Below are 22,595 nucleotides of genomic sequence, written 5' to 3' on the forward strand. Positions count from 1 at the left end.
TGTATGTTGTGTACCAATTTATCCGGTTGAGAAAAGCAAGAAGCACTGGATGCGAAAGCAGGTAACGAACAAACCGCTTTCACTGAATGAAATGAGGCTATTGGTTTGTTCGTGAGACAGGCCTACCTGGATCTGAAACTGACAAACAAATAGCCGACGTATATCCACCCGACGCATGCATAGACTTTGGCCACCCGAACACCCGGACCACCATCGTTTCCACTGATCTCGTCGTGAAGAGCGATCGCCACGACAAACAACCAAAGTGCCAACTGTAACCACCGGTTATTTTTATCGAACGTCACACGGGGTCTTCCTTGAGGATTTGCGCCGGTACTGAGCGTAGCTTTTTTCAGTCCCGATATAAGAATATAATATCGGGCGGGATTTTGGGAAGCAGGACAGGAAGAACCCATGGTTCCGGTTGGCAATCTGCGTGATTGCTGTTCGGGTGGCCGAAAACGCCCCGGCGGTTGAAATCAAATGGGAACCGGCCACAATCCGGATACATCCTGCCTGCCGCCGAGGTTACACTCCGTCGAGCGACGTCAGCGCTTCGATCTCTTCGGCACTCAGGTGCCGGACCTTTTCCCACGCGAGGGACTTGCCGGGGTTGAGCAGGCCGTGTGGGTCCATGCGTTTTTTCCATGCGAGGTGGCGGAAGTCGGGCTGCATGTGGTTGCCTTCGATGGCGCAGACATGGGCGTCGTAGACGGTAAAGCCGTCGGCCTCATACGTCGCGTTGATCTCTGCGAGGCGTTCCGGTGTTGAATACCAGATGATCGGCAGGTCGGCGCAGATGACCGCACCGTCCCAGCGGGTGAATTCGTGATGCGGCCAGACCTCATCGCCCTGGCGGTCGCGCATGGCGGCCACGCGGGCGGCGTCCCCGGGGTCGGGCACGCCGATCTGCTGGTACGTGGCGGAGCGGTCGGCCTTGAGCACCTGGAGCGTGGTGTGGTTATAGGCAAATTCAAAGACATGGGGCAGTTTCAGGGCTTCGCGTTCTGCGTCATCTATGGCAAGATGCAGGGTGCCGCCCATCCTTTTGATGAGGTCGCGGAAGGCATCAAGATGTTCGCGTGGGACGAGGGATACCAGCAGGTGGTGATCGTTGGGGATGTGGCCGTCCAGTCTCGGGAAATAACCGGCGATCCGGGCGTCCACGACAGAGCAGAGTTTGCGACCGATCACGTCATCGCCTGCTGAGGCCAGGGCGTATCCCGCGGCGTAGCAGGCCTCGTAGCTGTCAAACCCGGCCATACAGCCGATCCAGTCGCAGGTGGGCACGGTGCGCAGGGTGATCTCGGTCATTGCCCCGTTGATGCCCCAGGCGTGGTGGATGCGCAGGACGTCTTCACCCCGGAACGTGTGCTCCTGTGGTTCAGGTTCTGCGGACAGGGCTTTGATCTCAATGATGTTTCCGTTCTGGCGCAGGGGGCCATTGGAGATGGACCCTATCCCTGCGCTGCCGCCCGCGACAAAGCCGCCGATGGTGGCGATATCCTGGGTCGAGGGGAACATGGACAGCTCATAGCCTTCGGGTTTGAGGGCGGCGTTGATGTCCGCCATCAGCGCGCCCGCTTCGACGCGGACGAAGCCCGGGCCGGTTTCGAGGATGCGGGACATTGCCGTGGTCTGGATGATCAGCCCGCCCTGGAGCGGGACCGCCTGGCCATAGTTGCCGGTGCCGCCGCCGCGCAGCACGACGGGCACGCTATGCCGGCTGGCCACGGACAGGCAGTGCGCGAGTTCCTCTGGGGTTTTCGGCATGGCCACGAGGTCGCCGAAGCTGCGCCGGAGCTGTGCGTTCAGGAGCGGGGAGTACCAGAAGAAATCGCGGCTGCGCTTTTTCACGGTGACCGGGTCGTCCGAGATGTCGACGGGGGCCAGGTCGGCGGCGATGCGGGACCAGTCGGGGGTCTGCGTGTCAGTCATGGCGGGTCTCTGTCAGAAGATCGGTCAGGGGGACGGGCTGTGCCGCGCCGGTCAGCAGTTCAGAAAGATCGGCGGCGGGGAACGCGATAAGCTCAGAGGGGGCGGCGGTGTCCACACTGAGCGGGGTTAGGCCCATGGCACTGCGCGGGTGGGTTGTGATCGTTTTCAGATGCGCGCCGAAGGGCGGGTCGAGGTGCCCGGTCAGGACTGCGAGCCCAAGCGACCAGATCGGGTCATGCCGGCCGATGGGGCAGAAGGCGTCGCGGACGTTGTCTGTGCCGATGATGGTCTGCACGCCCGCCTGGTCCAGTTCGTGCAGCATGGTGATGCCGCGTGCGGTTGGGGTGCCGCCGCGCCGGCCCTGGAGGTAGAGGTTGGTCGAGGGCAGAGCGGCCACGGCGATCCCGGCGTGGGCCAGTTTGTCGGCGGTGCGCTGCAGATCGTCTGTGTCCCGCACTGCGAGGCTGCAGGCGTGACCACAGAGGATGGGGCCCTCAAACCCGGTTTCCAGGGCGATGTCCGCGATCAGCCCGAGCCCGTCGAGGGTGGGGTCGAGACCTTCGTCCACGTGGAAATCAAGCGGCAGGCCAAAGTGGGTTGCGGCGTCAAAGAGCGCCCGGAGACCGGCGCGCATGTTGGCATGGCTCAGCAGAAAGCTGCCCAATGCGCCGCCATCACGCGCGACACGTCGGGCGACAGCCTGTGCGGCGCCGGGGGTTGCCATCTCGTCGATGCCTGTGAGCGCGGCGGCCTGAACAGTGATGCCGGCGTCGCGGGCGGCAGCGGACAGATCCGCCATGATGTCCCAGGCCAGTGGGGTGTCGGGATGATCCGTCCCCGTGGCCCAGTCGATATGCGTGCGCAGCGCGCCGCACCCGGCCTGCCGGAGTTCCGTGAGCCCGCGCTGCATGCGGGTCCGAAGGTCATCAGCCGTCCAGTTGCGCTTGTCGCGGCGCTGTGCGGCGAGGGCTGCGGCGAGATCACCGCCGACATCGCCCAGCCGCCCGATGCTGTGGCATTTGTCCAGATGCACATGCGCTTCGGTCAGGCGCGGCAGGACAATGTACCGGTTTGTGCTGTCGCTGCCGGAGGGTTCCAGATGCGCCGTGCCATCGGGCGCCAGGCACAGCGTGCCGCAGCGCAGATCACCGGTGGCAGTGCCGCCAAACCGGTCCGGGTCCGCAAGCTGGCTCACCGGAACAGAGACGCCGGGCAGCACAGCGCGCGGGCCGGTGCCGGGGTTCGTCTGGTACGCGACGGTGCGCGCTGTTTCTTTGGGTTGTGTCATGCCACACCTCTGAGGTCCCCCTCGGGTCGGGGAGGTTGTGGCCCTTTTGGTCTGTGCCAGAGATGCCGTGATGCTGACAGATCAGATGCCCGCAGGCAAGTCCGTTTGCAGGCCGCGGCCCGGTGCGGGGCCTGTGGCCTTGGGATGTGCTCAAATAACCGGCCGCGTTTCACTGCCCATCGCGCTGGGGTGGAAATCACCGGAGCGCACTTGCTTTGCCGCCGGTTTCGGTGGTCTCATCAGATATGTTTCTGCCCATCGATTCCGCCGCCGCCACATCTGATCTGCCGCGCAACTGCACGTTTTCGGAGAGCGACTGGCGCATCCTTGCAGGCTTCTGGCACCCGGTGGCCTTCTGTCATGAGATTGCAGATAAGCCGGTGCCTGCAAAACTGCTGGACGTCGATCTGGTGATCTGGCGCACGGGCGCTGGCATTTCGGTGGCGCGCGATCTCTGCCCGCACCGGGGCACGCGGATCAGTGCGGGGCGGGTAGACGGGGACCAGCTGATCTGTCCCATGCATGGCCTGCATTTTGACCCCGCCGGTGTCTGCTCGAAAGTACCTTCGAACCCGGACCAGAGCGCGCGGATATCGCCGCGCCTGCGTCTTCAGACGCTGCAGGTCTGTGAACGGTACGGGATCGTCTGGACGTGTCTTTCGGACAACCCGGTCTGGCCGGTCCCCGACTGGCCGGGGCTGAAGGACCAAAGCCTGAAGCGGGTCTTTGTGCCGCCCAACACATGGGCTGCTGCGGCCAGCCGGCATGTTGAGAACTTCAATGACGTGGCGCATTTCCCCTGGGTGCACAAAGAGACATTCGGCGGCAGCGAGGAGGACCGGTTCCCGTCCTACGATGTGACCGAAACGGATTATGGCCTGATGTTCGAGCTGGGCTATGAGGAGGGCGGCAACAGGTTCCCCGATGATGTGCCGGGCGACAGCCGCCATGTGGTCTATACCTATCAGCTGACCTGGCCGTTTTCGACGATCATCGTGATCCAGCCCAACGACAGCTGGTATGTGCAGTATTTTGCGGACACGGTCTGTCCTGTGTCGGCCTATGAAACCCGTATCTTCCAGGTCGCGACTGATACGACCGGCGCGCCGGATGAAGAATTTCTGATCCGCGAAAGCCTCATGATCAATGATGAGGATAAGGCGCTGGTGGAGGCGCAGCGGCCCGAGGATCTGCCGCTGAACATCCGCGATGAGGTGCATATCCCGGCCGATGCGATGTCGGTCGCGTACCGGCGGGGGCTGGTGAACAGGTTCGGGTTGGGCGGCGCGCTGGTCAGGTGACGCGGCGGCCCGCCACCCATGTCTGGTGAATATCGCCTGGCGTGGCACGCATGATGATCTTTTGCAGCAGATCCTCCTGCGGGCCGAAATCATCCTCCAGCTTCACCAGAATGGCATCCATCTGACGGCCGGGCTCAAAGGCACCCACCAGCAGATCAAGCACATCCGCACCGCCTTTGGTGGCGAGATAAAACGCATCGCGGAAATCGGCGCGCGCGCCTGGCACACCACGCTGATCTCCGGGCGTGGCCGGGTCCACGCCATCCTCGAGCATGCGCGACGCGGTCACCGCTGCGCGGGCATTGTCGAGCAGAAAGGCACTGGGCCCGCCTGAGATGTCGGTGCCCAGCCCGATGTGCAGCGCTTTGGCCATGGCGCGCCGGAGCGGAAAGACAGCATTCCCGAAATAGGCGTTGGAGAGCGGGCAATGGGCGATCCCTGCGCCGCGTTCACGGATCAGATCCATGTCCGCGTCGGTGATATGGCCGGCATGGGCCAGCACAGAACGCCGGGTGAGCAGGCCGAAATCATCGAGCGCCGCCGTATCTGTTTTGCCGGTGCGGTCCAGCACATGGGCGTGTTCCCAGTCGCTTTCCGAGCAATGCGTCTGTACGGGTGCCTTTGTGCGGGCGGCCAGATCGCCCAGACCCTGCAGGGCTTCATCGCTGCAGGCGGGGATAAAGCGCGGGGTGATGACCGGCTCAACCAGCGTGTTGCCGGGCAGGGCGCGGACCGCGTCGATAAAGCTGGCGGTGTCCTCAATGGCGGCCGTGGCGTCGCGGTCTCGGTAGTAATCCGGACAGCCCGCAGCGAGATCCATCGCCACACGCCCCACCAGAGCGCGCTGCCCCAGACGCAGGCAGGTCTCTGCAAGGTTCAGGCTGGCAGGCCCGTGGATGGTGGCGAAATAAACGGCAGTTGTGGTGCCGTTGGCCAGCAGCCGCCGCACCAGCCGGTCATACACTGCGCGCGCATAGGCCAGATCGTCAAAGCGGGCCTCCAGCGGAAAGGTGTAACGGAAGAGCCAGTCTTCGAGCGGGACATCGAGTGCTGTGCCAAGTTGCGGGAACTGCGGTGCGTGAATATGCAGATCAACGAGGCCAGGCAGCAGAACGCCCTGATCGCGCAGGTCGAGCGTTTCGGGCGCGCTGCCCCCTTTGGCGATATCTGTGATCTCACCGGTGTCTGAAACGGAAACGAGCGCATCCTCAATGCGCTCGATCCGGCCCCGTTCGGGACTGTGTATCAGATGGGCACGGATGGCCTGCATCAGTTGGGCAGACGTGTCTCAACGCCTTTGACCAGCCAGTCGATGCCCAGCAGGTCAGGGTCCGCGATGGTCACACCTGCGGCCAGACGTTCGGTGCCGTCCTGGTCCATCACCGGCCCGGTGAGCGGGTGGAAGGCGCCTGCCTTCATCGCGTCTGCGGCCTCAGAGATCTTTGCCATGGTGCCGTCTGAGATTTTGTCCGACCAGCTTTTGACATCAACAGCACCGTCGGCCATGCCGCCCCAGTAGGCTTCGCCCTCAAAGGTGCCGTCCATGGTGGCCTGCACGCTTCTGACAAAGAAGGACGACCAGTCCGCAATCTGCGAGGCCAGCAGCCAGTTGGGCGCATAGGACTTCATGTCAGAGGAGGTGTTGATCACAAAAACCTCTTCCTCTTCGGCGACTGTGACCACCGAGGGCGTGTCCTGGTAGAGCGAATAGATCACGTCCGCCTGCTGCGCGATGAGGGCGCGTGCGCTGTCCTGGGCTTTGGGCGGATCGAACCAGGAGTTCAGCCAGACGACTTTGATCGTCACATCCGGGTTCACTTCCTGCAGGCCGAGTGCGAAGCCGTTGATCATGCCGATGACTTCCGGGATCGCATAGGCCGCGACGATGCCCACGACGTTGCTTTCGGTCACGTCTCCTGCTGCCATGCCCACCAGATAGCTGCTTTCATAGTTGCGGCTCTGGAAGTTGCTGAAGTTCGGGGCCAGTTTGAAACCGGAGGCGTGCAGGAAGGTCATTTCCGGGCGCTGCTGCGCCAGTTTGATGCCGTCGTTCATATAGCCGAAGGATCCCAGCATGATCATTTCGGCGCCCTGAGCGGCCATCTGGTTCATGATGCGTGCGGCATCCGGTCCTTCGGGCACGTTTTCCACAAAGACGGTTTCGACCTTGTCACCAAAGGCTTCCTCGATCGCGAGACGGCCTGCGTTCAGTTCAGCCGACCAGCCCACATCGGCAATCGGTGACGGATAGACAAAGCCGATCTTGAGCTTGTCTTCGGCCAGCGCGGGCAGGGCGGTCAGCCCGACCAGTGCCGTTGCCAGCAGCGTTTTTGCAAGTTTCATGTCAGTTCTCCCCATTGGTGTCGTTACAGTCTGAAAGTCGCCCCGAGGCTTGCCGGGCTGTTGAGGCGGATGAAAAGCGTATTGCGCGAAATCAGTGCGAGCATGAAGATTGTCACCAGATAGGGCAAAGCTGACATCAGCTGGCTGGGCACATTTACGCCCAGTGCCTGGATTGACAGCTCCAGCAGCGAGATCGAGCCGAAAAGATAGGCACCAAAGGCAACGCGCGGCACCATCCAGGTGCCGAATACGGTCAGGGCCACGACGATCCAGCCGCGGCCGGCGATCATGCCTTCGGCCCAGAGCGGCGTGTAGGCTGTGGACATATAGGCCCCGCCGATGCCAGCCATTGCCCCGCCAAAAGCCACGCAACCCGCGCGGATCCAGCGCACGCGCAGCCCCAGGGCATGGGCGTTTTCGGGGCTTTCGCCCACCGCGCGGATGGTCAGGCCCAGGCGGGTCCGGTTGAGCACATACCAGGTCGCAAAGACCAGCACGATGGACAGATAGACCATCACATCCTGCTGAAAGAACATCGGGCCGATCACCGGGATCTGCGCCAGGGGGCCCAGCGGCAGGTCCGGCACACCGGGCAGGGTCATGCTCTCGAACTTTTTGCCGATGGCCGAGGACAGGCCGAGCCCCAGAATGCCGATGGCCAGACCCGAGGCGGTCTGGTTGGCGCGGAAGACCAGCGTCACCACTGCAAAGATGAGCGACAGCACCGCGCCCAGCACAGCGGCTGCGAGAAAACCGACCGTGTAGGAGCCCGAGACAGTCGCCGCGACAAACCCCATGGCCGCGCCGGTTGCCATCATCCCCTCGATCCCGAGGTTCAGCATGCCGGATTTTTCGGCCACAAGTTCGCCCATCGCGGCAAAGATCAGTGCCGTTGCTGCCGCGAGAGTGCCGCTTACCATGAAAATCAGGACATCCATCAGACGGGGGCCTCCCGCACCAGACGCAGGCGCATGGTCAGCAGCAGCGAACAGGCCAGATAGGAGATCAGCAGGATGCCCTGCAGGATACCCGTGACAGCATCGGGCACGCCCACGCTGAGCAGGGCGAAATCGCCGCCCACATAGACCAGCGCCATGATGGCGGAGGCAAAGAGGATACCGATCGGGTTCAGCCCGCCCAGGACGGCCACGATGATGCCCGCATAGCCATAACCGGGCGAGATATTCCGCTGGAGCAGCCCCAGCGGGCCCGCAACCTCACCGACCCCGGCCAGACCGGCAGCACCACCGGACACCAGCAGCGCAATCCAGATCGCGCGTTTCGACGAGAAGCCGGCATAGACGGCAGCCCCGGGGGCCAGCCCGCCCACGGACAGTTTGTAGCTGGCAAAGCTGTAGCGCACGAAAATGACCGCAACAGCTGTGGCCACAAGCCCCATATAGAGGGAGGCATTGGCGCGGGTGCCGTCAATGATCACCGGGAAGATGGCGTTCTGTCCGAAGGTGATGGACTGCGGGAAATTGAAGCCCATCGGGTCCTTCAGCGGCCCCGTGACGAGGTAATAGAGCAACTGCAGCGCGACGCTGGTCAGCATGAAAGTCACAAGAATTTCGTTGGCGTTGAACTGCGTGCGCAGGAACGCCGCAATCGCGGCCCAAGCCATACCGGCCAGCATGCCCGCCAGGATCATGCCGGGCAGCAGCAGCGGTGAGGTGGAGCCGTCGAACCAGATGGCCAGCACCGACGCGGCGATGGCCCCCAGAATAAGCTGGCCCTCGGCGCCGATGTTCCAGACCTGCGCGCGGAACCCGATGGCCAGGCCCTGGGCGATCAGCAGCAGAGGCGCCATTTTCAGCAGAACCTCGCCAATGCCGTAGGTGGTGAGCAGGGGTTCGACAAACACGGCATGCAGGCCGCGCAGCGGGGCGACGCCATAGATGGCAAAGAGCACCGCGCCACCGATCAGCGTGAGCACCAGCGCCAGGGCGGCCACCTGAATGGGGGCGATGATCGAGTTTGTCTCGCGGGGCTCCAGCACGAATTTAGCCATGCGCGGCCTCCAGCTCGTCGAATTCTCCGGCCATGGCGAGGCCGATATGGTCGATGTCGGTCTGACCGACGGGGACGGCCTGGGAGAGTCGGCCACGGAACATGACCTGTATGCGGTCACAGACTTCCATGAGCTCTTCCAGCTCTTCGGAGACGATCAGAACGGCTACGCCTTGGGCCCGCAGATCGAGCAGGCGCTGGCGGATGGCGGCAGCGGCCCCCACATCAACGCCCCATGTCGGCTGTTCCGCGATCAGGACGCGCGGGGACAGGGCCATTTCACGGCTGACGATGAATTTCTGCAGATTGCCGCCCGACAGAGACTGGGCTGCGGCCTCCGGGCCGCTGCACCGGACATCCATGCCGTCGATGGTCTCGGTGGCGCGGGCCCGCCTGCGGCGCAGGTTCAGAAAACCGGAGCGCAGCAGACCGGCGTGAAAGGTCGTAAGCCCTACGTTTTCGGCCAGCGTATGGCCCGGCACGGCACCACGGCCCAGGCGTTCCTCGGGGATAAAGTGCAGACCGGCGGCGCGCCGGGCGTCAGGGCCAAGATTGCCGATGGGCTGTCCTTCGAGCGTGACCGTTCCGGCCTGGGTGCGGAATTCGCCCGCCAGTGCCCGCATCAGCGCACCCTGACCGTTGCCGGACACACCCGCGATGCCCAGAACTTCCCCGCTGTTCAGCGACAGGTTCAGACCGGTCAGGCGGGGTGCGTAGGGGTTTTCAGGGGCGTGATCCAGGTCGCGCACCCGCAGCACTTCGCGGCTCTCCGGCGAGGGTGCGCGGGTGCCGAAGGCGGGAATTTCCTGCCCGATCATCAGCTGTGTGAGGCTCTTGGCCGTTTCCTCTTTGGGGTTCACGACACCAACCACCCGGCCACCACGCATGATTGTCGCCGTGTCGCAAAGCGCGCGGATCTCCTCCAGTTTGTGCGAAATGAACACCACGGCGATGCCCTCGGCGGCCAGGGTGCGCAGCGTTTCAAAGAGTTTCGCAATGCCTTGTGGCGGCAGCACGGATGTGGGCTCGTCCAGAATAATGAGTTTGGGCTCCTGCAGAATGCAGCGCAGGATTTCGATCCGCTGTCGTTCGCCCACGGTCAGGGAATGCACGCGGGCGTCGGGTTCGACCTCGAGGCCGAACCTCTCCGACGCACTGCGGATGCGCGCCGCGAGCTCCGTCATGCTGCCTTCGACAGCCAGCGAAATGTTTTCGGTCACGGTCAGCGTTTCAAAGAGCGAAAAGTGCTGGAATACCATGCCGATCCCCAGACGCCGGGCCTCGGCGGGGGAGGTGATCTCAACGGGCTGTCCCTGCCAGGACACCGTGCCCGCGTCAGGTTTCACAACACCGTAGATCACCTTCATCAGTGTGGATTTGCCCGCACCGTTTTCGCCCAGCACCGCGTGGATCTGACCCGCCTCTACCTGGAAATCCACCGCATCATTGGCAATTGTGCGGCCGTAGACTTTTGTGACCCCGGAAATATTCAGAATGGGATCAGTCATCAACGGCTTCTGTCTTTTCATGGCGATAATGAATGCCCGGCATGGTCACAAACCCCGGCAGGCCACGGATGGCGTACAGCCAGTTGCGGATGGCCGGGTAGCCGTCGTGCTCAAGCCCTGCGTCCGGGCTGAGGGCGACGTATGGAAAGCAGGCTATGTCCGCGATGGTGGGCCCGTCGCCAGCGATCCAGAGGCCACCTTCCAGCACCCGGTCCGTCAGGTGGCGTTCGAGCGCGCGCAGATCGCGTATCGCTGAGGCGCGCGCAGCGTCGCCATCCACGGGCCAGTTGAGCATGGTCTGCAGACGTGCAAGACCTGCGCTTTGCGTCAGGCGGCCGGAAAAGCCCAGCCATTCCTGCACCACAGCCAGCCGCGCAGCATCAGTGACGGGGAACCACGCCCCGGTCGCGTCGTGATGCGTGGCCAGCCAGGTCAGCATCGCCTGGGTTTCGGTCAGCACCATGTCGCCTGCTGTCAGCACCGGCAGCGTGCCCGCCGGGTTGAGCGCGAGCATCCGGGGCGAGCGGTGTTCCAGGCCGGGATAGAAATCAACGGCGACCGTTTTATAGGAGACGCCCAGCAGTGATGCCATCAGGCGGATCTTGTAGCAGTTTCCGGAGAGGACGTAGTTGTAGAGCGTGAAAGTCATGCGGCGGTCGTCTGCGCTCCGTATGTGGCGCCTTTGCGCTTGAGCCAGCGGCGGTACACCACCGAGGTCAGATCACAGCGTGTGGGGATTTCCATGCGCGGGTCGAGTGGCAGCAGCGTCGGCTTCTGGTTTTCCAGAATGGAGCGGTCCTGGAGGAAAATTTCCTGCTGGAACTGTACGAGGTCGGCGTATTCAGAGACCTCATCATAGAGCGCCATCCAGGGCCATGCGATGCAGGTCTGATCCGTCACGGGCTGCACGAAAATGGCGATCACATCCCAGGATGCAGGCTTCGGCGGGCAGGTCTTGTAGAGCACAGCTGTGGTTGGGGCAGGGACGCGGTATTCGTATTGCGTTTCAATGGCTTCTGTCGCACTTTTAGCGGCCTGGGGCTGGTGAAAGCCGATCTGAGTGGCCCAGACCTCGTCTACATCCTCGCGGATTTCCACTTTGTAGGGGGCGACTTCGGTATGGGGCTCTTCGCCAAGGATGCCGGTGTGCACGAAGGGGAAATGCGCGATGTCGAGAAAGTTCTCGACCGCACGCAGGGGAGAGCAGCGCACCTGCACTCCGCCACAGGGCACAAACACCCGGTCCTGCTCGGCGGCCTCGTCAATTTCAAAGAGCGGGCGCGGGTCTGTGCCGGTGGTCGTCCAGACATGGTCGTAACGCACCTGCACGGGCAGCTGGCGGCCATCCTCTGCGATGACCACGGGGGCCTCAAATGTGCCGGACACTGTTACGGGCTGGCCCAGAAGCCGGGTCTGAAACGAGCCGCCAGCACCCATGCGCGCGGCATCGGCGACGACATACCAGTCATTGGATGCATATGCCTGGCTCATGCGGTGGTCTCCTCAGCAACGTCGCGGGCCGCCTCGCACCAGCGCGACAGGGCCTTGCACATCGCGACGGGCGTGCCGTCCCCGACAAGGACATGGACCATGGTTTCATCGTCGCCCAGAGGGGCCGCGTGGAGCGTCACACCGGTATCGCCGACCTGCAACGCGCCCGAGGGCAGCAGGGCCGGGGGCTTACCCTCGAAGGGCGTCTCGCGCAGCGCCTGCAACGCGCGGTCCGGCGTGCAGAAAAAGCTCAGGCTGCGCAGCGGGGTCGCTGCGTCATTGCCAGGTGCAGGGTCGGCATCGCCCTGTGTGCTGACCCGGATCACGCCCGCGCCCTCGGTCACACTGAACACCGTGGCACCGATTGTTTCGGGCGGTTCAAGGTCCGGATGCGCGGGGATATAGGCGCAGACGCCGTCTTTGCGGTAGTGCCATCCGTGATAAAGACAGGCCAGATGGCCGTCCCTCACAAAACCATGGCTCAGACGCATGCCCCGGTGCGGGCAGCGGTTGTCCCAGGCATGCAGCCCGCCGTTCTCATCGCGCCAGACGGCCAGGTCCTGGCCCTGCACCTCGGCGCGCATGACACGTCCGGGCGCGAGATCGCGCGAAAGTCCGACAGCAACAGAAGTCATCTGATATCCCCACCTCGTCTTTCTGGTTAGGCCAACACCCGCAATCGCAAAAACCAAAAACCGTTCCCCGTGATCATCCTATCAGCCCATTTTTAAATTTGCACAAATTTTAGGCGTGCGGATGTCGTCACAGCGCAGTGAACCGCCCCGGCTGCCCGTTAAACGTGTAGGGCCCGCGCGTGATCGTTTCGACCATGGCTTCGGCAGGGCCCAGACTGCAGGCGGCTTCCATCGCATCAATCAGTGCCTCCGGCCCTGCGAGGACGATAAAGAGGGTGCCCTCGTCTTTGCGCTCCACCCAGCCGTTCAGGTCCAGCAACTGACCGCGGTGCAGAATCCAGGGCAGAATCGTCTGTGCCGAAAGCCGGCCGCTCAGGGTCAGAGCGGTGCCTTGCATCAGGCGTTCCAGAAGCGGATATGCTGGTCTGCGATCTCGCTCTCCAGATCTTCAAAGGGGCCGCGCACGTCCACGGGCCGCTGACCGGAGCCAAAGATGACGCGGCATTCCAGATCCTGTGTCGGGTTCTCCGGGTCGTCCCCGGTCAGCTCGCCCAGGCGTTTTTCGGTCATGCCAAAGACAACGGCACCGATCTCTGCCCAGTAGATTGTGCCGGAACACATGGAGCAGGGCTCCACTGAGGTGTAGAGCGTGGCCTGCCGGAGGACATCGACGCTGAAGCGTCGGGCCGCATCCCGCGCCAGGTTGGTTTCCGCGTGTCCGGGACCACGGTCGACAGAAAAGGAGTTCTTGCCCTCGGCCAGGATCTCACCATCCGCAGAGACCAGAACGGCTCCAAAGGGATGGTTGCCCTCAGACACAGCCTCTTCTGCCAGAGCGATGGTGCGCCTGAGAAACGCCAGATCCTGTGTTTTTGTCATGCAGACCCCCATTGCCGCCCGATATGGCCGCAAGGCTAGCAACAAGGGTGGTTGATGCAAAGCCCGCCGCGCCGTCACGATCCGGGCTGTGACGTTGTGCCCGTGACGCCGCGGGGCGCATATTGTATGCACGGCGCGCGAGTCGCTCAGATCGGGACCCGGGAGGTCTTTTCATGCCCATGCTTACTGCTGCCCGCGCGGCCCGGCTGTCGGTTGCGCCCATGATGGATTGTAACGATTCTGTAGATATTTCAGTTCTTTGCGGGATGCTGTGTACAGAATATGTTCATGTTTCGATCGCGTGGTTTCGCGCTGCGTCGCGCGCCTTTCGGTCGGACCAATAGTTGGTCTCTTCAGAAATTGTCAGTATTCCCGTTTGAGGCGGAATTGATCCACCGGTCAGAAGAGGACCAAACCCCGAACAGAGCTAAATTATAGGCGCGGTCTCACAGGGGAGCAGATCATGGTGAATGAATTAAATCTGGCTAGCCCTTGAGTTCACAACTCAGTCTCTCGAGAACCTTACACTCGCGTCGTTGCGACTTGGACAGACACTTCATCTTCGAAGTGAGGATATTCTCGCCTTCAATAATGCTCTCGCAATCGTAGGTGAGGTGTTCAGCAGCCTGCGTCGAACATGCAATGAGCATAAAAATTTGGGTGATGGTGCGAACAGCTGGAGAAAAGCCAATGCAGATTGGGAAGTGGATGGACGGTGGTTCATCCAAGCCTTAGTCTTATGAACATATTTTGGGTGGATTGAAGGCTTGGCATATGTCGCGATGGGAAGAGCATTCGATAAAGAACGATTTCAACGAGGCCGCAAAGGAAAAAGAGGTCGAGTTGGACAAACCTGATGACCCAGAGCTCACATACGATCCCCCCGGGCCAGCCGGCCCGGCGCCCGGTGGATCAAGTGCACCTGCGTTCGATCGACATCAAGCGCAGCGGTCACAAGATGTGCAAAAGTCTCAGAATCCCGAAAAAAGTAGTACAGTGACAGAGGAGTTTAACAAGAAGGCCAGGTGATGATCCTCTTGCGTCTCTTGATGGTCGCGTTTGGAGTTGGCGTGATCCTGGCTTTGGCCTCCGGTCTTGCACAGGCGCTTCCCTGTCCTCACACCCAACCGCCCAGCGGGCTTGCGACTGATTTTTTCAACACTTGGTCAACTGTCATCTTCGTTGCATGCCTGATTTACATGTTTATCCCGATTCTCAGCTTTCAAATCTGGGCAGCTGCGTTGGGGCCGACCTTAGCCATTGGCTTTGTCATTGCATTTGCGCAGTCGGGTGAGTGGAGATTTGCGTTGTTTCTGGCGATCCAATGCGCGATTACCGTTGGGCTGTCGCTCACCTTCAATGCGGTGGTGACCGGTTTGGCAGAGACGCTGAAGTGGTCGCCCTGGACGTTCAAATTGCTTGCGCTACCCGCAGCCTATCTCGCCGCGAATGGCTGGGGGTACGTGCAGGCCGTCGGCTTCGCGCAAAGCCTTTGCTAGTCCAGGCTTATGCCTGCAGGCAGAGCCTCAATTCGAAAGTAGACATGGATGCAATCGCTTTGGCGAGCATTCCAAACCAATCGCCCGTTTGAGAGTTCAGCATCTGAGGTCCCGCCCTCTCCGAACGGTGTAATAACGTATTTGTCATTGGGTAATGTGATGGCTTCATACTGCCGCCGCCATTTTGAGTTGCGCGCCATGGTAAGATATTCGACCAGAAACCCATTGGCAGATGGATTGATTTCGAGGAAGGCGGCGTAAGCGTCCTTTCCGCTGTTGCACGTTGCATATCCTCCCCAAGAGCCTTCTATACCTGTCGGATCAGCACCGCCCTGCGACGGTGTGTTACTGTTGTTTCCGACCAACTGTGCGAGGGCAGCGGTGGTCAGCATCAGAAAAATCAGGGCTGTTGTACAAAAGCGAAAAAACATAAGAAACCTCCTTTACTGCGGCAGCGGAATGCCGGGGATAACGACTTCCGAAACCTCTACAGACTTAAATTTGTCGAGTGTGTAGGCGAAATGGATACGTGCGGTCACAGTGTTGGAAAGCTCTGCCAGTTCGGCACTGTAGTTTTTCTCGGACGGCGCGAAACCAACCGAGAATGTGACTGGGATGTTCGGGGCAAGCCGGGACGCACTAGCCTGTCCACAGGAGGACGTCGACGAGGACCATGAACTCCCACTCCGGCAAGGATCAATGCCAGTATGCGCACTTATCTCCAAAACATTCCCGAGTTCATCCACAAGTATTGGCATGGGCTTGAAAAATTGCACCTCGGCCTCTGAGCTGCCAGAATTGGTCAAGGTGCCAACAATCCGATACATGCTATCAGCCGATGGATCGGCAATCAGCCGTGTCAAATTCAATTCAATGCCATCAAAAGACGTCGTGACGTTTTTGAAGGGCTCGCTCTGTCCGAATGCGTTCGTATTTGCCGGTGCAGTCGTACCGCCATTGTTTGCCATTTGCGCAATCGCGCTGCCAGGCAGGGCGAGTATTGTCAAAACCGTCAAAACTTTGAGATACATAAAAAAATTCCCTATTTTTTCTTTGTTGGTGGCGCAGAGTCGACAGTGGTTTTCGACTCTTGTTGTTTTTCAAATGCAGATTTCCGTTCAACAACAGGCTCTGTCTTTTCCTTGGATTTGTCCCGTGTTGGGTCATTCCTTTCAATGACCCCATTGAGGTCGCGCAGTGCTTCGTTGTGCTCGGACTTGGCCCTCTCACGTTGCGCGGCTGTCATTGCATTCGCCTCACGTGATTTGGCACGGTCAACGGCGTCCAGCTTGGTCTGGAGTTCCTTGCGTTCAACCCCGTTTATATGGGTGACCTTTTCGTTTCTGATCAGCGCCTCGCGTTCATTGCGGGCAAAGAAAGAGTTCTCCTTGATCGCTCGGTCATTGGTGACAACCGTTACGCGACCAGTTGCCTGTTCGCCGTAGGTCTTGCTTTCGTGATCCCAGACTTTGGTCGCTGCGTTGTGCTTGTCGAGGCTGACCTTGCCAGTCTCTTGATTGATCCGTTTGGCTTCGTTTAGCTCTAACTGGTTCGTTCGCGGGTCCGAACGATCAAAGAGCTTATCATTGTCGAGTTTACGCCCATGTTCGGTCTGCTCAAGAGTTGTGGCCTCTTTCCCCTGATCGCGCTGCTCCGCTACATATTCTCGGGCTTTGTCGCGACCGTTGTTTGTGTAAAAGACAGCCCCATTCTTTGGCGGGCGAACATCGTTGCGACTATGGTTGATCTCGTCCTTATAGGCTTCTACCGTGTCGTGACGCGCGCCACTCATCAATCGGTCCAGACCTGATAGCCCTTAGCGACAAGGGCGGCCGTGAGCAGACGCGAAATCTCGGCGTGTTCTTCACTGTTGATTGTGCGCCCATCGTCCCATTGAGTTGTATCTTCCGGATAGATGTACCAGCCGGGTCGACCATTCTCGTCCGAACCGCGCTCAATACCGATTTCGCAACGTGTCTCGAGGAGTGAGAGCTCTGCCCGGTCGACGCTAAGGATACGTACGTGGACGTCCCCCGCGATCGCGGCTTCGGGTGTATCTCTAAATTCATTCGCGGCCCGTAGCCGCTCAAGAATAGACTGACTCATAGTTCACCTTTTTTTGGCCGTGGCTACCCCAACTTCTTTTCCAGAAGCCCGTGTCGTATTGGCTTTGTCCGCCGCCATCCGATCCCATGGCCCTTTGATCCCCATTGCATCAGGCTCGGCGTATCGTTTAGGCCCGTCTTTGGCCAAATCCTGCTGCTGTACAATCAGATCACCTTTCATCTCTCGCAGACGCGCTTGGTCATCCTCGGCTTGCAGCAAAGCTACCGCTATGTTCTCATCTTTCAGTGGCGCGTGGTAGTTTGCGTCGCGTGTTTGATACTCCGCGCGGATTTTGCCGCTCAGCTTTTCCGCGTTGCGTGCAGACATCGGCAAAGCATACCCGCCGCCGGGTGCAGGCGCTGTTGAAGCCCGGTTGAATTGCCCATCAAGCGTTGTCACTTTTTCTACCGATCCTGCGGAGCGATTGGCACTTTTGGGCACCCGTGCAAGCAAAACGTATTTGTCTTTGTTTACGGTGCGGCTGCCGGCATGGTCCGCATCCTCGCCCTTCTTTGAGATAGGTTCGCCTGCTGCACGGTTTGCTACACCGCGATACCCGGAATACTCTGCACGCACATAGACAAAACTGCGGCCTTTTTGATCGGTCAGAATGAAGGCGTTTTCATCATCTCGCACGCCTTTTACAGCATGCGCCGTACCCCCCGTCATCCTCACCGCAGTCTGCGGACTATCAAAAGCAACATAGACCTTATCCGGATCAGTTTCGGCCACTCAGTAGTCCTCAAACATCCAGGCGAAGGTGTCTGTTAACACGGCTTCAACGACGAATAGCGCACCGGAGGCAAATTTGTAGCCAAAGTACAGAACTGCCAGGACAACGATGAGACGAAGTAGCATGCCTTATCGCTCCACGATCGGATGCACCTTCCAGCGCATCTTTTTCATTTCAACTTTTGACCGCGCTGCCAAGTGCACGATAGCTTCTGCAAATGGTTCGTTTTCTTCTCGGCTCGGCACACCCAGGTTCGCAAATTCATCCTTCTTGACCCGGGCCGAGTACTGGGCGGTGTTGGAAATCGCGGCGCCACTCCCGCGTCCACGCGCGCCCTGCGCGACGTTTACGCTTGCCCCTGTCATTGTTTCAATATGCTCGCCGAAGAGATCAGAGGCGAATTCATTGGTTTCGCGTTCGGTGTTACGCAGGAATATCTTTGTCCCGCAGTTGCCCAGCATGTTCAGCACAGGTTCTTGACGGTCTGTCTGTTTGAAAAGCGCGTTCAAGTTCTGGAAAGCCACGATGTTCGCGTGATTGGATTGCCGGGTCCGCTCAAAGGCATCCGCATCTCCGCGGCCCTGGCCGGTTGTGAAGTAAGATTGGAATTCGTCGCAGAGAAAGAATGACGGGCGCGGTTTGTCGCGCCGCTTAAGAACTTCGCGGTAGAATTCGAGTTTGATGAATGTAGAGACGACGCGCGACATTACCTCTTTGTCCGCAATCGGCATATTGACATAGAGGATGCCACCCGTGTCGATGACTTCACCAATCTGAGCGGTCGAATGTCCTGAGAAAAGATCGTCATAAGGGGGTGTCAAGAACGTGCCCAGCATATTCGACACGAAGCTGCGCACTGTCCCTCGCGTATCGGTTGGCATCGTGAACCAGACATCAAAGAAGTAGTCAAAGGTGCGAGACACTTCGACATTACCGTCATAGACACCGTCAGGAACCTGTTTGCCCCATGCTTTGATTTTTTCATCCGACATTGCGGCCTCGTACACTTCGATAAGCGACGGCGGCTCGTTCGGGCGGGCAAAGCGTAACAGCGCGATCAGATTTTGAACTAGACGTTTTGTGTTATCGATCCAGAACGCGTCATCGCCGCCTGATGGATTCAGTGTCTCCATTACGGCAGCAAAGCGACCTGCTACCTCCTGTGCGTCATCGTCCGTATCCAGCGGATTCCACCGCATTGAGGTCTTGGGCTGATCAGGATCGATGATTAGCAGATCACGTTTGCGGCCATGGCGTTGGGCAAGAGCATCGATTTTATCGCGGAAGTCCCCCTTTGGATCGAGGATCAGCGCCGCAGCTGGTTGACCGGCAGCACCCGTTGCCCCCAACAAGCCGTCAAGCAGTGCGTTCAGTACGCAAACCGTCTTACCTGTCCCGGATTGGCCGAAGATCGCAACGTTCTTGTAGAAGTCAGGGACCCGCCAATCATAACCGCCAGCGCGGAAGGACATGGGGGCTGTGACTTCAACCGCCTCCCGTGCAGCTTCCGCGCGCTCCTCCGCCAGATGAGTTGTGTCGCGTGTCTTTGTGCCGGAGATTTCCATCTCCTCATCTATCTGAACGCGCAAAATATAAGCCTCTCGCAAGCGGCTGGACATAACCAGGCTGGCCAACGGCGCGGCGGCGATTGCACCAAAACCGATCCAGTAAAGGGGCTTACGCAAGCTCGCAAGCGGTGAAAACAGCTCCCAATCGGTTAGGACAGCAAGTCCCAAGGCCCCGATCCCGATGGTCAGAATATTGCCGATCATTGCTACGTAACGATTGATGCGTACCAGGTATCTCTCTACCGATTGCATGACGGATGGACCTGCTTCAGCATACTGCCAGCGAATTTTGGTACTGGTGAAATCGGCAAAGGGTTTGGTCAAACTCCATGTTGCAGAAGCAAGGCACCCAAAAAACAGCACAACAAGCACCATGCGCAAAAAGTCGTCATTTCGGAAACCGGGAGCGATGAAGTGAATCGCAATACAAAGCGCCAAAGACCCCGCAAAGCCGCCCCAGAAGGCGATGCTTGCTTCCGTCACATCGGCGGAAGTGACCTTGCGCTGCAACTGCTAGCCCCCCGCTGCTTCGTTTTGGACTGCCTGGATCAGCACGTCGATTGAGGCGTTCAACGCTTCGTCCAACGCGTCGCGACCGCGACCGACGCCCTCCGAAGATGTCGAAAACAGCAGATCGTCGGCAATTGTCCATTCGCCGCCGAGGCTAATGTCGATTCGCGCAGTTTTAACAGTGATGTTACCAACCTTGTTGTCCCGGTCGCGGAGTTCTCCGACGCGAAGTTTTAAGTGCACAGCAGATGCTTCGAGCGTATCAACCAGATTAAAACCATCCCTTTGAAGACCATCGTAAAATGCTCTGAGAGCTTCGTTCGTTGGTCCGGCTCCTTCCGCAGATACAAAGATCGGCACGGCTCGTGTTAGCTCCCCTTCTCGGGACGTGATCGTGACTTCGCGTGCCTTTCCCAGCGCGTCAAACTCGGACTTCTGATCTTCGGTCATTCTGCTTTTGTCGAAGCCGGTAATGGCGTCGTAGCTTTTTAAAACATCCTCACCCATGGCCGATGGGCCGCCGGCGCGCACTGTTTCCGTTGTTGCGGACATTGTTGCAAGACGGCGGTCTGACCGGGCGAGTGCCGCTGCCGCCTCATTCGACAAGGCGAGAGCGGCGGTATGCTCCGGTGTCGGCTCTGTGATCCCGCCATGGCTGGTGACAATGGCGGCCAGATCGACCAGGCGCTGATGTTGTTCGGCGGAAGCCGTTGCGAGACTTAGGTCCCGAGCCTCCGCTACCAGGTCATTCAGCGCAAAGCGCGCTGCTTCAGATCGCGCGCGCGTGATCGTCTGGGTTTGTGTCGGATCCGCGCGGGCGACGTCCAAGGGCGTGAGCGCGCCGACAGCGGCAATCAACTCTGCCCTTACGTCCGAGCTACCACCTGCGATGCTTTGGACGGCGACTGCCAATGCGTCAAGCCGACGATCACTATCCTGTACCGTAGAACGTGCATCTCGCGCAGCGTCCAGCATCGCTTCCTGCTCGGGTGTGAGCCGTGCAATATCCAACTGATCCAGCGCTGCTGCAGCTGCCAGTTTCTCGACTTCAGCTGCACCTCCAGACCGGGCGGCGTTCGCTGCCCCGACCAGACGTCCGATGCGAATGTCGCTTTCCGCTATCGACGCGCTGGCGGCCCGCGCTTCTGTAATGATCGGCATGACTTCGCGCCAACGTTCGCGGGCCTTGTCGTAATCTGTCATATCGGACTGCGCCAGCGCCAACGCGGCAATGTTGGAAGAGGACGGCTCCGATGAAAATGCGGCATGTGTCGCCAATAGAGCGTCGTAGCGGTGTTCCGATGCCGAATGGGTGTTGGCACAGCTTTCTGCGTCCCGCAGTTTTGAAGTGGCGTCCTGAAAACAGGTATCATACGCACGATCGCCTGCTTCGAGAATAGCAAGTGCACCCTCCATCAGGGCGCAGCTTTCACCGCGCCGCGGCTCAACTTTCGCAGCATCAACTTTTACAATAAACTGGTTGAACCGACCGATCACAGCCAGGGGCACCCCTCCCTGAGCCTGATTTGTTGAAGGCTGAACCGCCGTTACGTTACGTGGTTGGGAGTTGCCGACAACAAGTGGAGCCGCCAGTTGCGTTGCACCTGCGGGGCCGCATTGCACCATCGCCTGTTGTGAACTGCCGCCGCCACCTTGGTTGTTCACTTGCTGGTTGTTGGGCGTGCCGGTGTTGTTTGGGGCCGGATTGCTCTGCTGTGCGGGGGACGTGTTATTGTTCCAGCTTTGCCCGGAAACGACGGCCAGTACCGTCATCAACACGGCGGCAATTGAAGAGAAGCGAAACGGGCGCGATCGCTTCCAAAGCTGTGTGGCCTGGGTTCCGAGCGACATCGGCAAAGTTCCTCAAATATGCTCGGCGTAGTAGGTTATGTCGTCTTCTTCGATCCGCATCAGCGTCTCATTGTCGATCTGATCGATACTGTCGACTTCGTCCAGATGCTCCGCGATGCGTTCGGCCTGGATGGGCTGCAAAGCTTCAAAAAACTGACGCACTTCACGCGCATTGCCAAAGTTCTCGTCGGCATTGCGCGCCAAGTCGTCGATCACCTTCCTTGCCTCATCAGAGGCTTCGTCGGTCATGTTGAAGCCATTCTTTGTCACGAGACTTTCAAAAATCTGATACAGTTCGTCGCCATCATAAGATGGGAATTCGACCGTGCGCGAAATGCGTGACTTGAGACCGGGATTCGCTTCGACAAAGCGGCGCATCTCTGTTGTGTAACCGGCAAAAATGCAGACGAGGCGCTCGCGATGATCTTCCATCAGCTTCAAGAGCGTATCAATGGCCTCTTGCCCGAACGGATCCGTTTTTCCCGTCGCGCCACCACCGCCCGCCAGTGTGTAAGCTTCGTCAATAAAAAGAACACCATCCAGGGCGTCTTTCACTTTGTCTTGAACAAGCCTAGCGGTGTCACCTAAATGAGTGCCCACAAGAGCCGACCGGTCGACTTCGATCAGCTTTTCTTTGCGTAGCAGTTTCAATTCGTAAAGCAAGCGACCGATATAGCGCGCGACTGTTGTTTTACCGGTTCCCGGAGGACCCGTAAAAACCATATGAAAAGTCAGATTTGCAACCGGCAAGTCGCGGTCTTTCTTGAGTGAAACGACCCGGGCAAAATCAACAAGACGGAAAATCTCCTGCTTCACGGGTTCAAGTCCGATAAGCCCATCGATCTCGGCTAGGATTGGCTCGAGGCCATCCCCACGCTTTGGTGCGCTCGCGCGCTCTGATCGCCGTCGGCGACGAAACCCATCCTGCATTCTTA

At 59.7% G+C, this 22,595-nt stretch carries 23 protein-coding genes; 2 read left to right on the forward strand and 21 right to left on the reverse strand.

Annotated elements, in window-relative coordinates; all coding sequences use genetic code 11:
* Positions 1-528: 528 nt before the first annotated feature.
* Both AB4K19_RS04625 and AB4K19_RS04630 read right to left on the reverse strand, forming a co-directional pair.
* Complete coding sequence (locus AB4K19_RS04625; RefSeq protein WP_436399215.1) at positions 529-1,938, reverse strand: FAD-binding oxidoreductase; 1,410 nt, start codon at positions 1,936-1,938, stop codon at positions 529-531.
* Positions 1,931-3,226 carry an amidohydrolase family protein gene (locus AB4K19_RS04630; protein WP_436399216.1) on the reverse strand — a complete coding sequence of 432 codons (1,296 nt, stop codon included), beginning with the start codon at positions 3,224-3,226 and terminating at the stop codon, positions 1,931-1,933. Before AB4K19_RS04630 ends, AB4K19_RS04625 begins: the two co-directional genes overlap by 8 nt.
* Positions 3,227-3,441: 215 nt before the next feature.
* On the opposite strand from AB4K19_RS04630, the gene AB4K19_RS04635 reads away from it, so the two are divergent.
* Positions 3,442-4,527 carry an aromatic ring-hydroxylating oxygenase subunit alpha gene (locus AB4K19_RS04635; RefSeq protein WP_375230743.1) on the forward strand — a complete coding sequence of 362 codons (1,086 nt, stop codon included), beginning with the start codon at positions 3,442-3,444 and terminating at the stop codon, positions 4,525-4,527.
* Here AB4K19_RS04635 and AB4K19_RS04640 read toward each other — a convergent pair.
* The 10 genes from AB4K19_RS04640 to AB4K19_RS04685 form a co-directional block, all read right to left on the reverse strand.
* Positions 4,520-5,797 carry an amidohydrolase family protein gene (locus AB4K19_RS04640; RefSeq protein ID WP_436399217.1) on the reverse strand — a complete coding sequence of 426 codons (1,278 nt, stop codon included), beginning with the start codon at positions 5,795-5,797 and terminating at the stop codon, positions 4,520-4,522. The two genes, AB4K19_RS04635 and AB4K19_RS04640, sit on opposite strands and share 8 nt — an antisense overlap.
* A complete protein-coding gene (locus AB4K19_RS04645; RefSeq protein ID WP_436399218.1) occupies positions 5,797-6,870 on the reverse strand; it encodes a BMP family ABC transporter substrate-binding protein in 1,074 nt (357 codons plus the stop codon). The genes AB4K19_RS04640 and AB4K19_RS04645 overlap by 1 nt, the downstream gene beginning before the upstream one ends.
* Before the next feature lie 23 nt (positions 6,871-6,893).
* Positions 6,894-7,808, reverse strand: a complete 915-nt coding sequence (locus tag AB4K19_RS04650) for an ABC transporter permease (protein ID WP_436399219.1) — start codon at positions 7,806-7,808, stop codon at positions 6,894-6,896.
* On the reverse strand, positions 7,808-8,881 hold the full coding sequence (locus AB4K19_RS04655; protein ID WP_436399220.1) for an ABC transporter permease: 1,074 nt from the start codon (positions 8,879-8,881) through the stop codon (positions 7,808-7,810). The genes AB4K19_RS04650 and AB4K19_RS04655 overlap by 1 nt, the downstream gene beginning before the upstream one ends.
* Positions 8,874-10,388: an ABC transporter ATP-binding protein gene (locus AB4K19_RS04660; RefSeq protein ID WP_436399221.1), complete on the reverse strand. Its 1,515-nt coding sequence runs from the start codon at positions 10,386-10,388 to the stop codon at positions 8,874-8,876. Before AB4K19_RS04660 ends, AB4K19_RS04655 begins: the two co-directional genes overlap by 8 nt.
* Positions 10,381-11,037, reverse strand: coding sequence for a glutathione S-transferase family protein (locus AB4K19_RS04665; RefSeq protein WP_436399222.1), 657 nt, complete (start codon positions 11,035-11,037; stop codon positions 10,381-10,383). The genes AB4K19_RS04660 and AB4K19_RS04665 overlap by 8 nt, the downstream gene beginning before the upstream one ends.
* Complete coding sequence (locus AB4K19_RS04670; RefSeq protein ID WP_436399223.1) at positions 11,034-11,879, reverse strand: aromatic ring-hydroxylating dioxygenase subunit alpha; 846 nt, start codon at positions 11,877-11,879, stop codon at positions 11,034-11,036. The genes AB4K19_RS04665 and AB4K19_RS04670 overlap by 4 nt, the downstream gene beginning before the upstream one ends.
* On the reverse strand, positions 11,876-12,514 hold the full coding sequence (locus AB4K19_RS04675) for a Rieske 2Fe-2S domain-containing protein (protein ID WP_436399224.1): 639 nt from the start codon (positions 12,512-12,514) through the stop codon (positions 11,876-11,878). The genes AB4K19_RS04670 and AB4K19_RS04675 overlap by 4 nt, the downstream gene beginning before the upstream one ends.
* A 127-nt stretch (positions 12,515-12,641) precedes the next feature.
* On the reverse strand, positions 12,642-12,911 hold the full coding sequence (locus tag AB4K19_RS04680) for an acylphosphatase (RefSeq protein ID WP_436399225.1): 270 nt from the start codon (positions 12,909-12,911) through the stop codon (positions 12,642-12,644).
* Positions 12,911-13,393: a nucleoside deaminase gene (locus tag AB4K19_RS04685; protein ID WP_436399226.1), complete on the reverse strand. Its 483-nt coding sequence runs from the start codon at positions 13,391-13,393 to the stop codon at positions 12,911-12,913. Before AB4K19_RS04685 ends, AB4K19_RS04680 begins: the two co-directional genes overlap by 1 nt.
* Before the next feature lie 1,028 nt (positions 13,394-14,421).
* Between AB4K19_RS04685 and AB4K19_RS04690 the strand changes: the two genes are divergently transcribed.
* Positions 14,422-14,892, forward strand: a complete 471-nt coding sequence (locus AB4K19_RS04690) for a hypothetical protein (RefSeq protein ID WP_436399227.1) — start codon at positions 14,422-14,424, stop codon at positions 14,890-14,892.
* On the opposite strand, the gene AB4K19_RS04695 is transcribed toward AB4K19_RS04690, so the two are convergent.
* From AB4K19_RS04695 to AB4K19_RS04735, 9 genes are read right to left on the reverse strand one after another with little or no spacing between them, the layout of a single operon-like run.
* Positions 14,889-15,323: a hypothetical protein gene (locus AB4K19_RS04695; protein ID WP_375230757.1), complete on the reverse strand. Its 435-nt coding sequence runs from the start codon at positions 15,321-15,323 to the stop codon at positions 14,889-14,891. The genes AB4K19_RS04690 and AB4K19_RS04695 overlap by 4 nt on opposite strands.
* A 12-nt stretch (positions 15,324-15,335) precedes the next feature.
* Entirely contained in the window at positions 15,336-15,923 is a 588-nt protein-coding gene (locus AB4K19_RS04700) for a hypothetical protein (protein ID WP_375230758.1), read from the reverse strand.
* An 11-nt stretch (positions 15,924-15,934) separates the two neighbouring features.
* Complete coding sequence (locus AB4K19_RS04705; RefSeq protein WP_375230759.1) at positions 15,935-16,684, reverse strand: hypothetical protein; 750 nt, start codon at positions 16,682-16,684, stop codon at positions 15,935-15,937.
* Positions 16,684-16,998, reverse strand: coding sequence for a hypothetical protein (locus AB4K19_RS04710; RefSeq protein WP_375230760.1), 315 nt, complete (start codon positions 16,996-16,998; stop codon positions 16,684-16,686). Before AB4K19_RS04710 ends, AB4K19_RS04705 begins: the two co-directional genes overlap by 1 nt.
* Before the next feature lie 3 nt (positions 16,999-17,001).
* Positions 17,002-17,730, reverse strand: coding sequence for a hypothetical protein (locus tag AB4K19_RS04715; RefSeq protein ID WP_375230761.1), 729 nt, complete (start codon positions 17,728-17,730; stop codon positions 17,002-17,004).
* The gene (locus AB4K19_RS04720) at positions 17,731-17,856 is read right to left on the reverse strand and encodes a hypothetical protein (protein ID WP_375230762.1); all 126 of its coding nucleotides are present in this window, start codon (positions 17,854-17,856) and stop codon (positions 17,731-17,733) included.
* Positions 17,857-17,859: 3 nt separating this feature from the next.
* Complete coding sequence (locus tag AB4K19_RS04725) at positions 17,860-19,809, reverse strand: type IV secretory system conjugative DNA transfer family protein (RefSeq protein WP_436399230.1); 1,950 nt, start codon at positions 19,807-19,809, stop codon at positions 17,860-17,862.
* A 3-nt stretch (positions 19,810-19,812) separates the two neighbouring features.
* The gene (locus AB4K19_RS04730; protein ID WP_436399232.1) at positions 19,813-21,660 is read right to left on the reverse strand and encodes a hypothetical protein; all 1,848 of its coding nucleotides are present in this window, start codon (positions 21,658-21,660) and stop codon (positions 19,813-19,815) included.
* Positions 21,661-21,672: 12 nt separating this feature from the next.
* A complete protein-coding gene (locus AB4K19_RS04735; protein ID WP_436399234.1) occupies positions 21,673-22,590 on the reverse strand; it encodes an AAA family ATPase in 918 nt (305 codons plus the stop codon).
* Between the last annotated feature and the right edge of the window lie 5 nt (positions 22,591-22,595).

The organism is Roseobacter phycocola (assembly GCF_042055075.2).
Taxonomy (GTDB): Bacteria; Pseudomonadota; Alphaproteobacteria; order Rhodobacterales; family Rhodobacteraceae; genus Roseobacter.

Excerpts from the sequence above, each read along its gene's own strand:
- AB4K19_RS04710 (WP_375230760.1), bottom strand. The coding sequence starts at position 16,998 with ATGAGTCAGTCTATTCTTGAGCGGCTACGGGCCGCGAATGAATTTAGA.
- AB4K19_RS04680 (WP_436399225.1), bottom strand. The coding sequence starts at position 12,911 with ATGCAAGGCACCGCTCTGACCCTGAGCGGCCGGCTTTCGGCACAGACG.
- AB4K19_RS04660 (WP_436399221.1), bottom strand. The coding sequence starts at position 10,388 with ATGACTGATCCCATTCTGAATATTTCCGGGGTCACAAAAGTCTACGGC.
- AB4K19_RS04730 (WP_436399232.1), bottom strand. The coding sequence starts at position 21,660 with ATGTCGCTCGGAACCCAGGCCACACAGCTTTGGAAGCGATCGCGCCCG.
- AB4K19_RS04685 (WP_436399226.1), bottom strand. The coding sequence starts at position 13,393 with ATGACAAAAACACAGGATCTGGCGTTTCTCAGGCGCACCATCGCTCTG.
- AB4K19_RS04705 (WP_375230759.1), bottom strand. The coding sequence starts at position 16,684 with ATGAGTGGCGCGCGTCACGACACGGTAGAAGCCTATAAGGACGAGATC.
- AB4K19_RS04690 (WP_436399227.1), top strand. The coding sequence starts at position 14,422 with ATGATCCTCTTGCGTCTCTTGATGGTCGCGTTTGGAGTTGGCGTGATC.
- AB4K19_RS04700 (WP_375230758.1), bottom strand. The coding sequence starts at position 15,923 with ATGTATCTCAAAGTTTTGACGGTTTTGACAATACTCGCCCTGCCTGGC.
- AB4K19_RS04720 (WP_375230762.1), bottom strand. The coding sequence starts at position 17,856 with ATGCTACTTCGTCTCATCGTTGTCCTGGCAGTTCTGTACTTTGGCTAC.
- AB4K19_RS04695 (WP_375230757.1), bottom strand. The coding sequence starts at position 15,323 with ATGTTTTTTCGCTTTTGTACAACAGCCCTGATTTTTCTGATGCTGACC.
- AB4K19_RS04650 (WP_436399219.1), bottom strand. The coding sequence starts at position 7,808 with ATGGATGTCCTGATTTTCATGGTAAGCGGCACTCTCGCGGCAGCAACG.
- AB4K19_RS04640 (WP_436399217.1), bottom strand. The coding sequence starts at position 5,797 with ATGCAGGCCATCCGTGCCCATCTGATACACAGTCCCGAACGGGGCCGG.
- AB4K19_RS04675 (WP_436399224.1), bottom strand. The coding sequence starts at position 12,514 with ATGACTTCTGTTGCTGTCGGACTTTCGCGCGATCTCGCGCCCGGACGT.
- AB4K19_RS04655 (WP_436399220.1), bottom strand. The coding sequence starts at position 8,881 with ATGGCTAAATTCGTGCTGGAGCCCCGCGAGACAAACTCGATCATCGCC.
- AB4K19_RS04735 (WP_436399234.1), bottom strand. The coding sequence starts at position 22,590 with ATGCAGGATGGGTTTCGTCGCCGACGGCGATCAGAGCGCGCGAGCGCA.
- AB4K19_RS04625 (WP_436399215.1), bottom strand. The coding sequence starts at position 1,938 with ATGACTGACACGCAGACCCCCGACTGGTCCCGCATCGCCGCCGACCTG.
- AB4K19_RS04670 (WP_436399223.1), bottom strand. The coding sequence starts at position 11,879 with ATGAGCCAGGCATATGCATCCAATGACTGGTATGTCGTCGCCGATGCC.
- AB4K19_RS04630 (WP_436399216.1), bottom strand. The coding sequence starts at position 3,226 with ATGACACAACCCAAAGAAACAGCGCGCACCGTCGCGTACCAGACGAAC.
- AB4K19_RS04665 (WP_436399222.1), bottom strand. The coding sequence starts at position 11,037 with ATGACTTTCACGCTCTACAACTACGTCCTCTCCGGAAACTGCTACAAG.
- AB4K19_RS04645 (WP_436399218.1), bottom strand. The coding sequence starts at position 6,870 with ATGAAACTTGCAAAAACGCTGCTGGCAACGGCACTGGTCGGGCTGACC.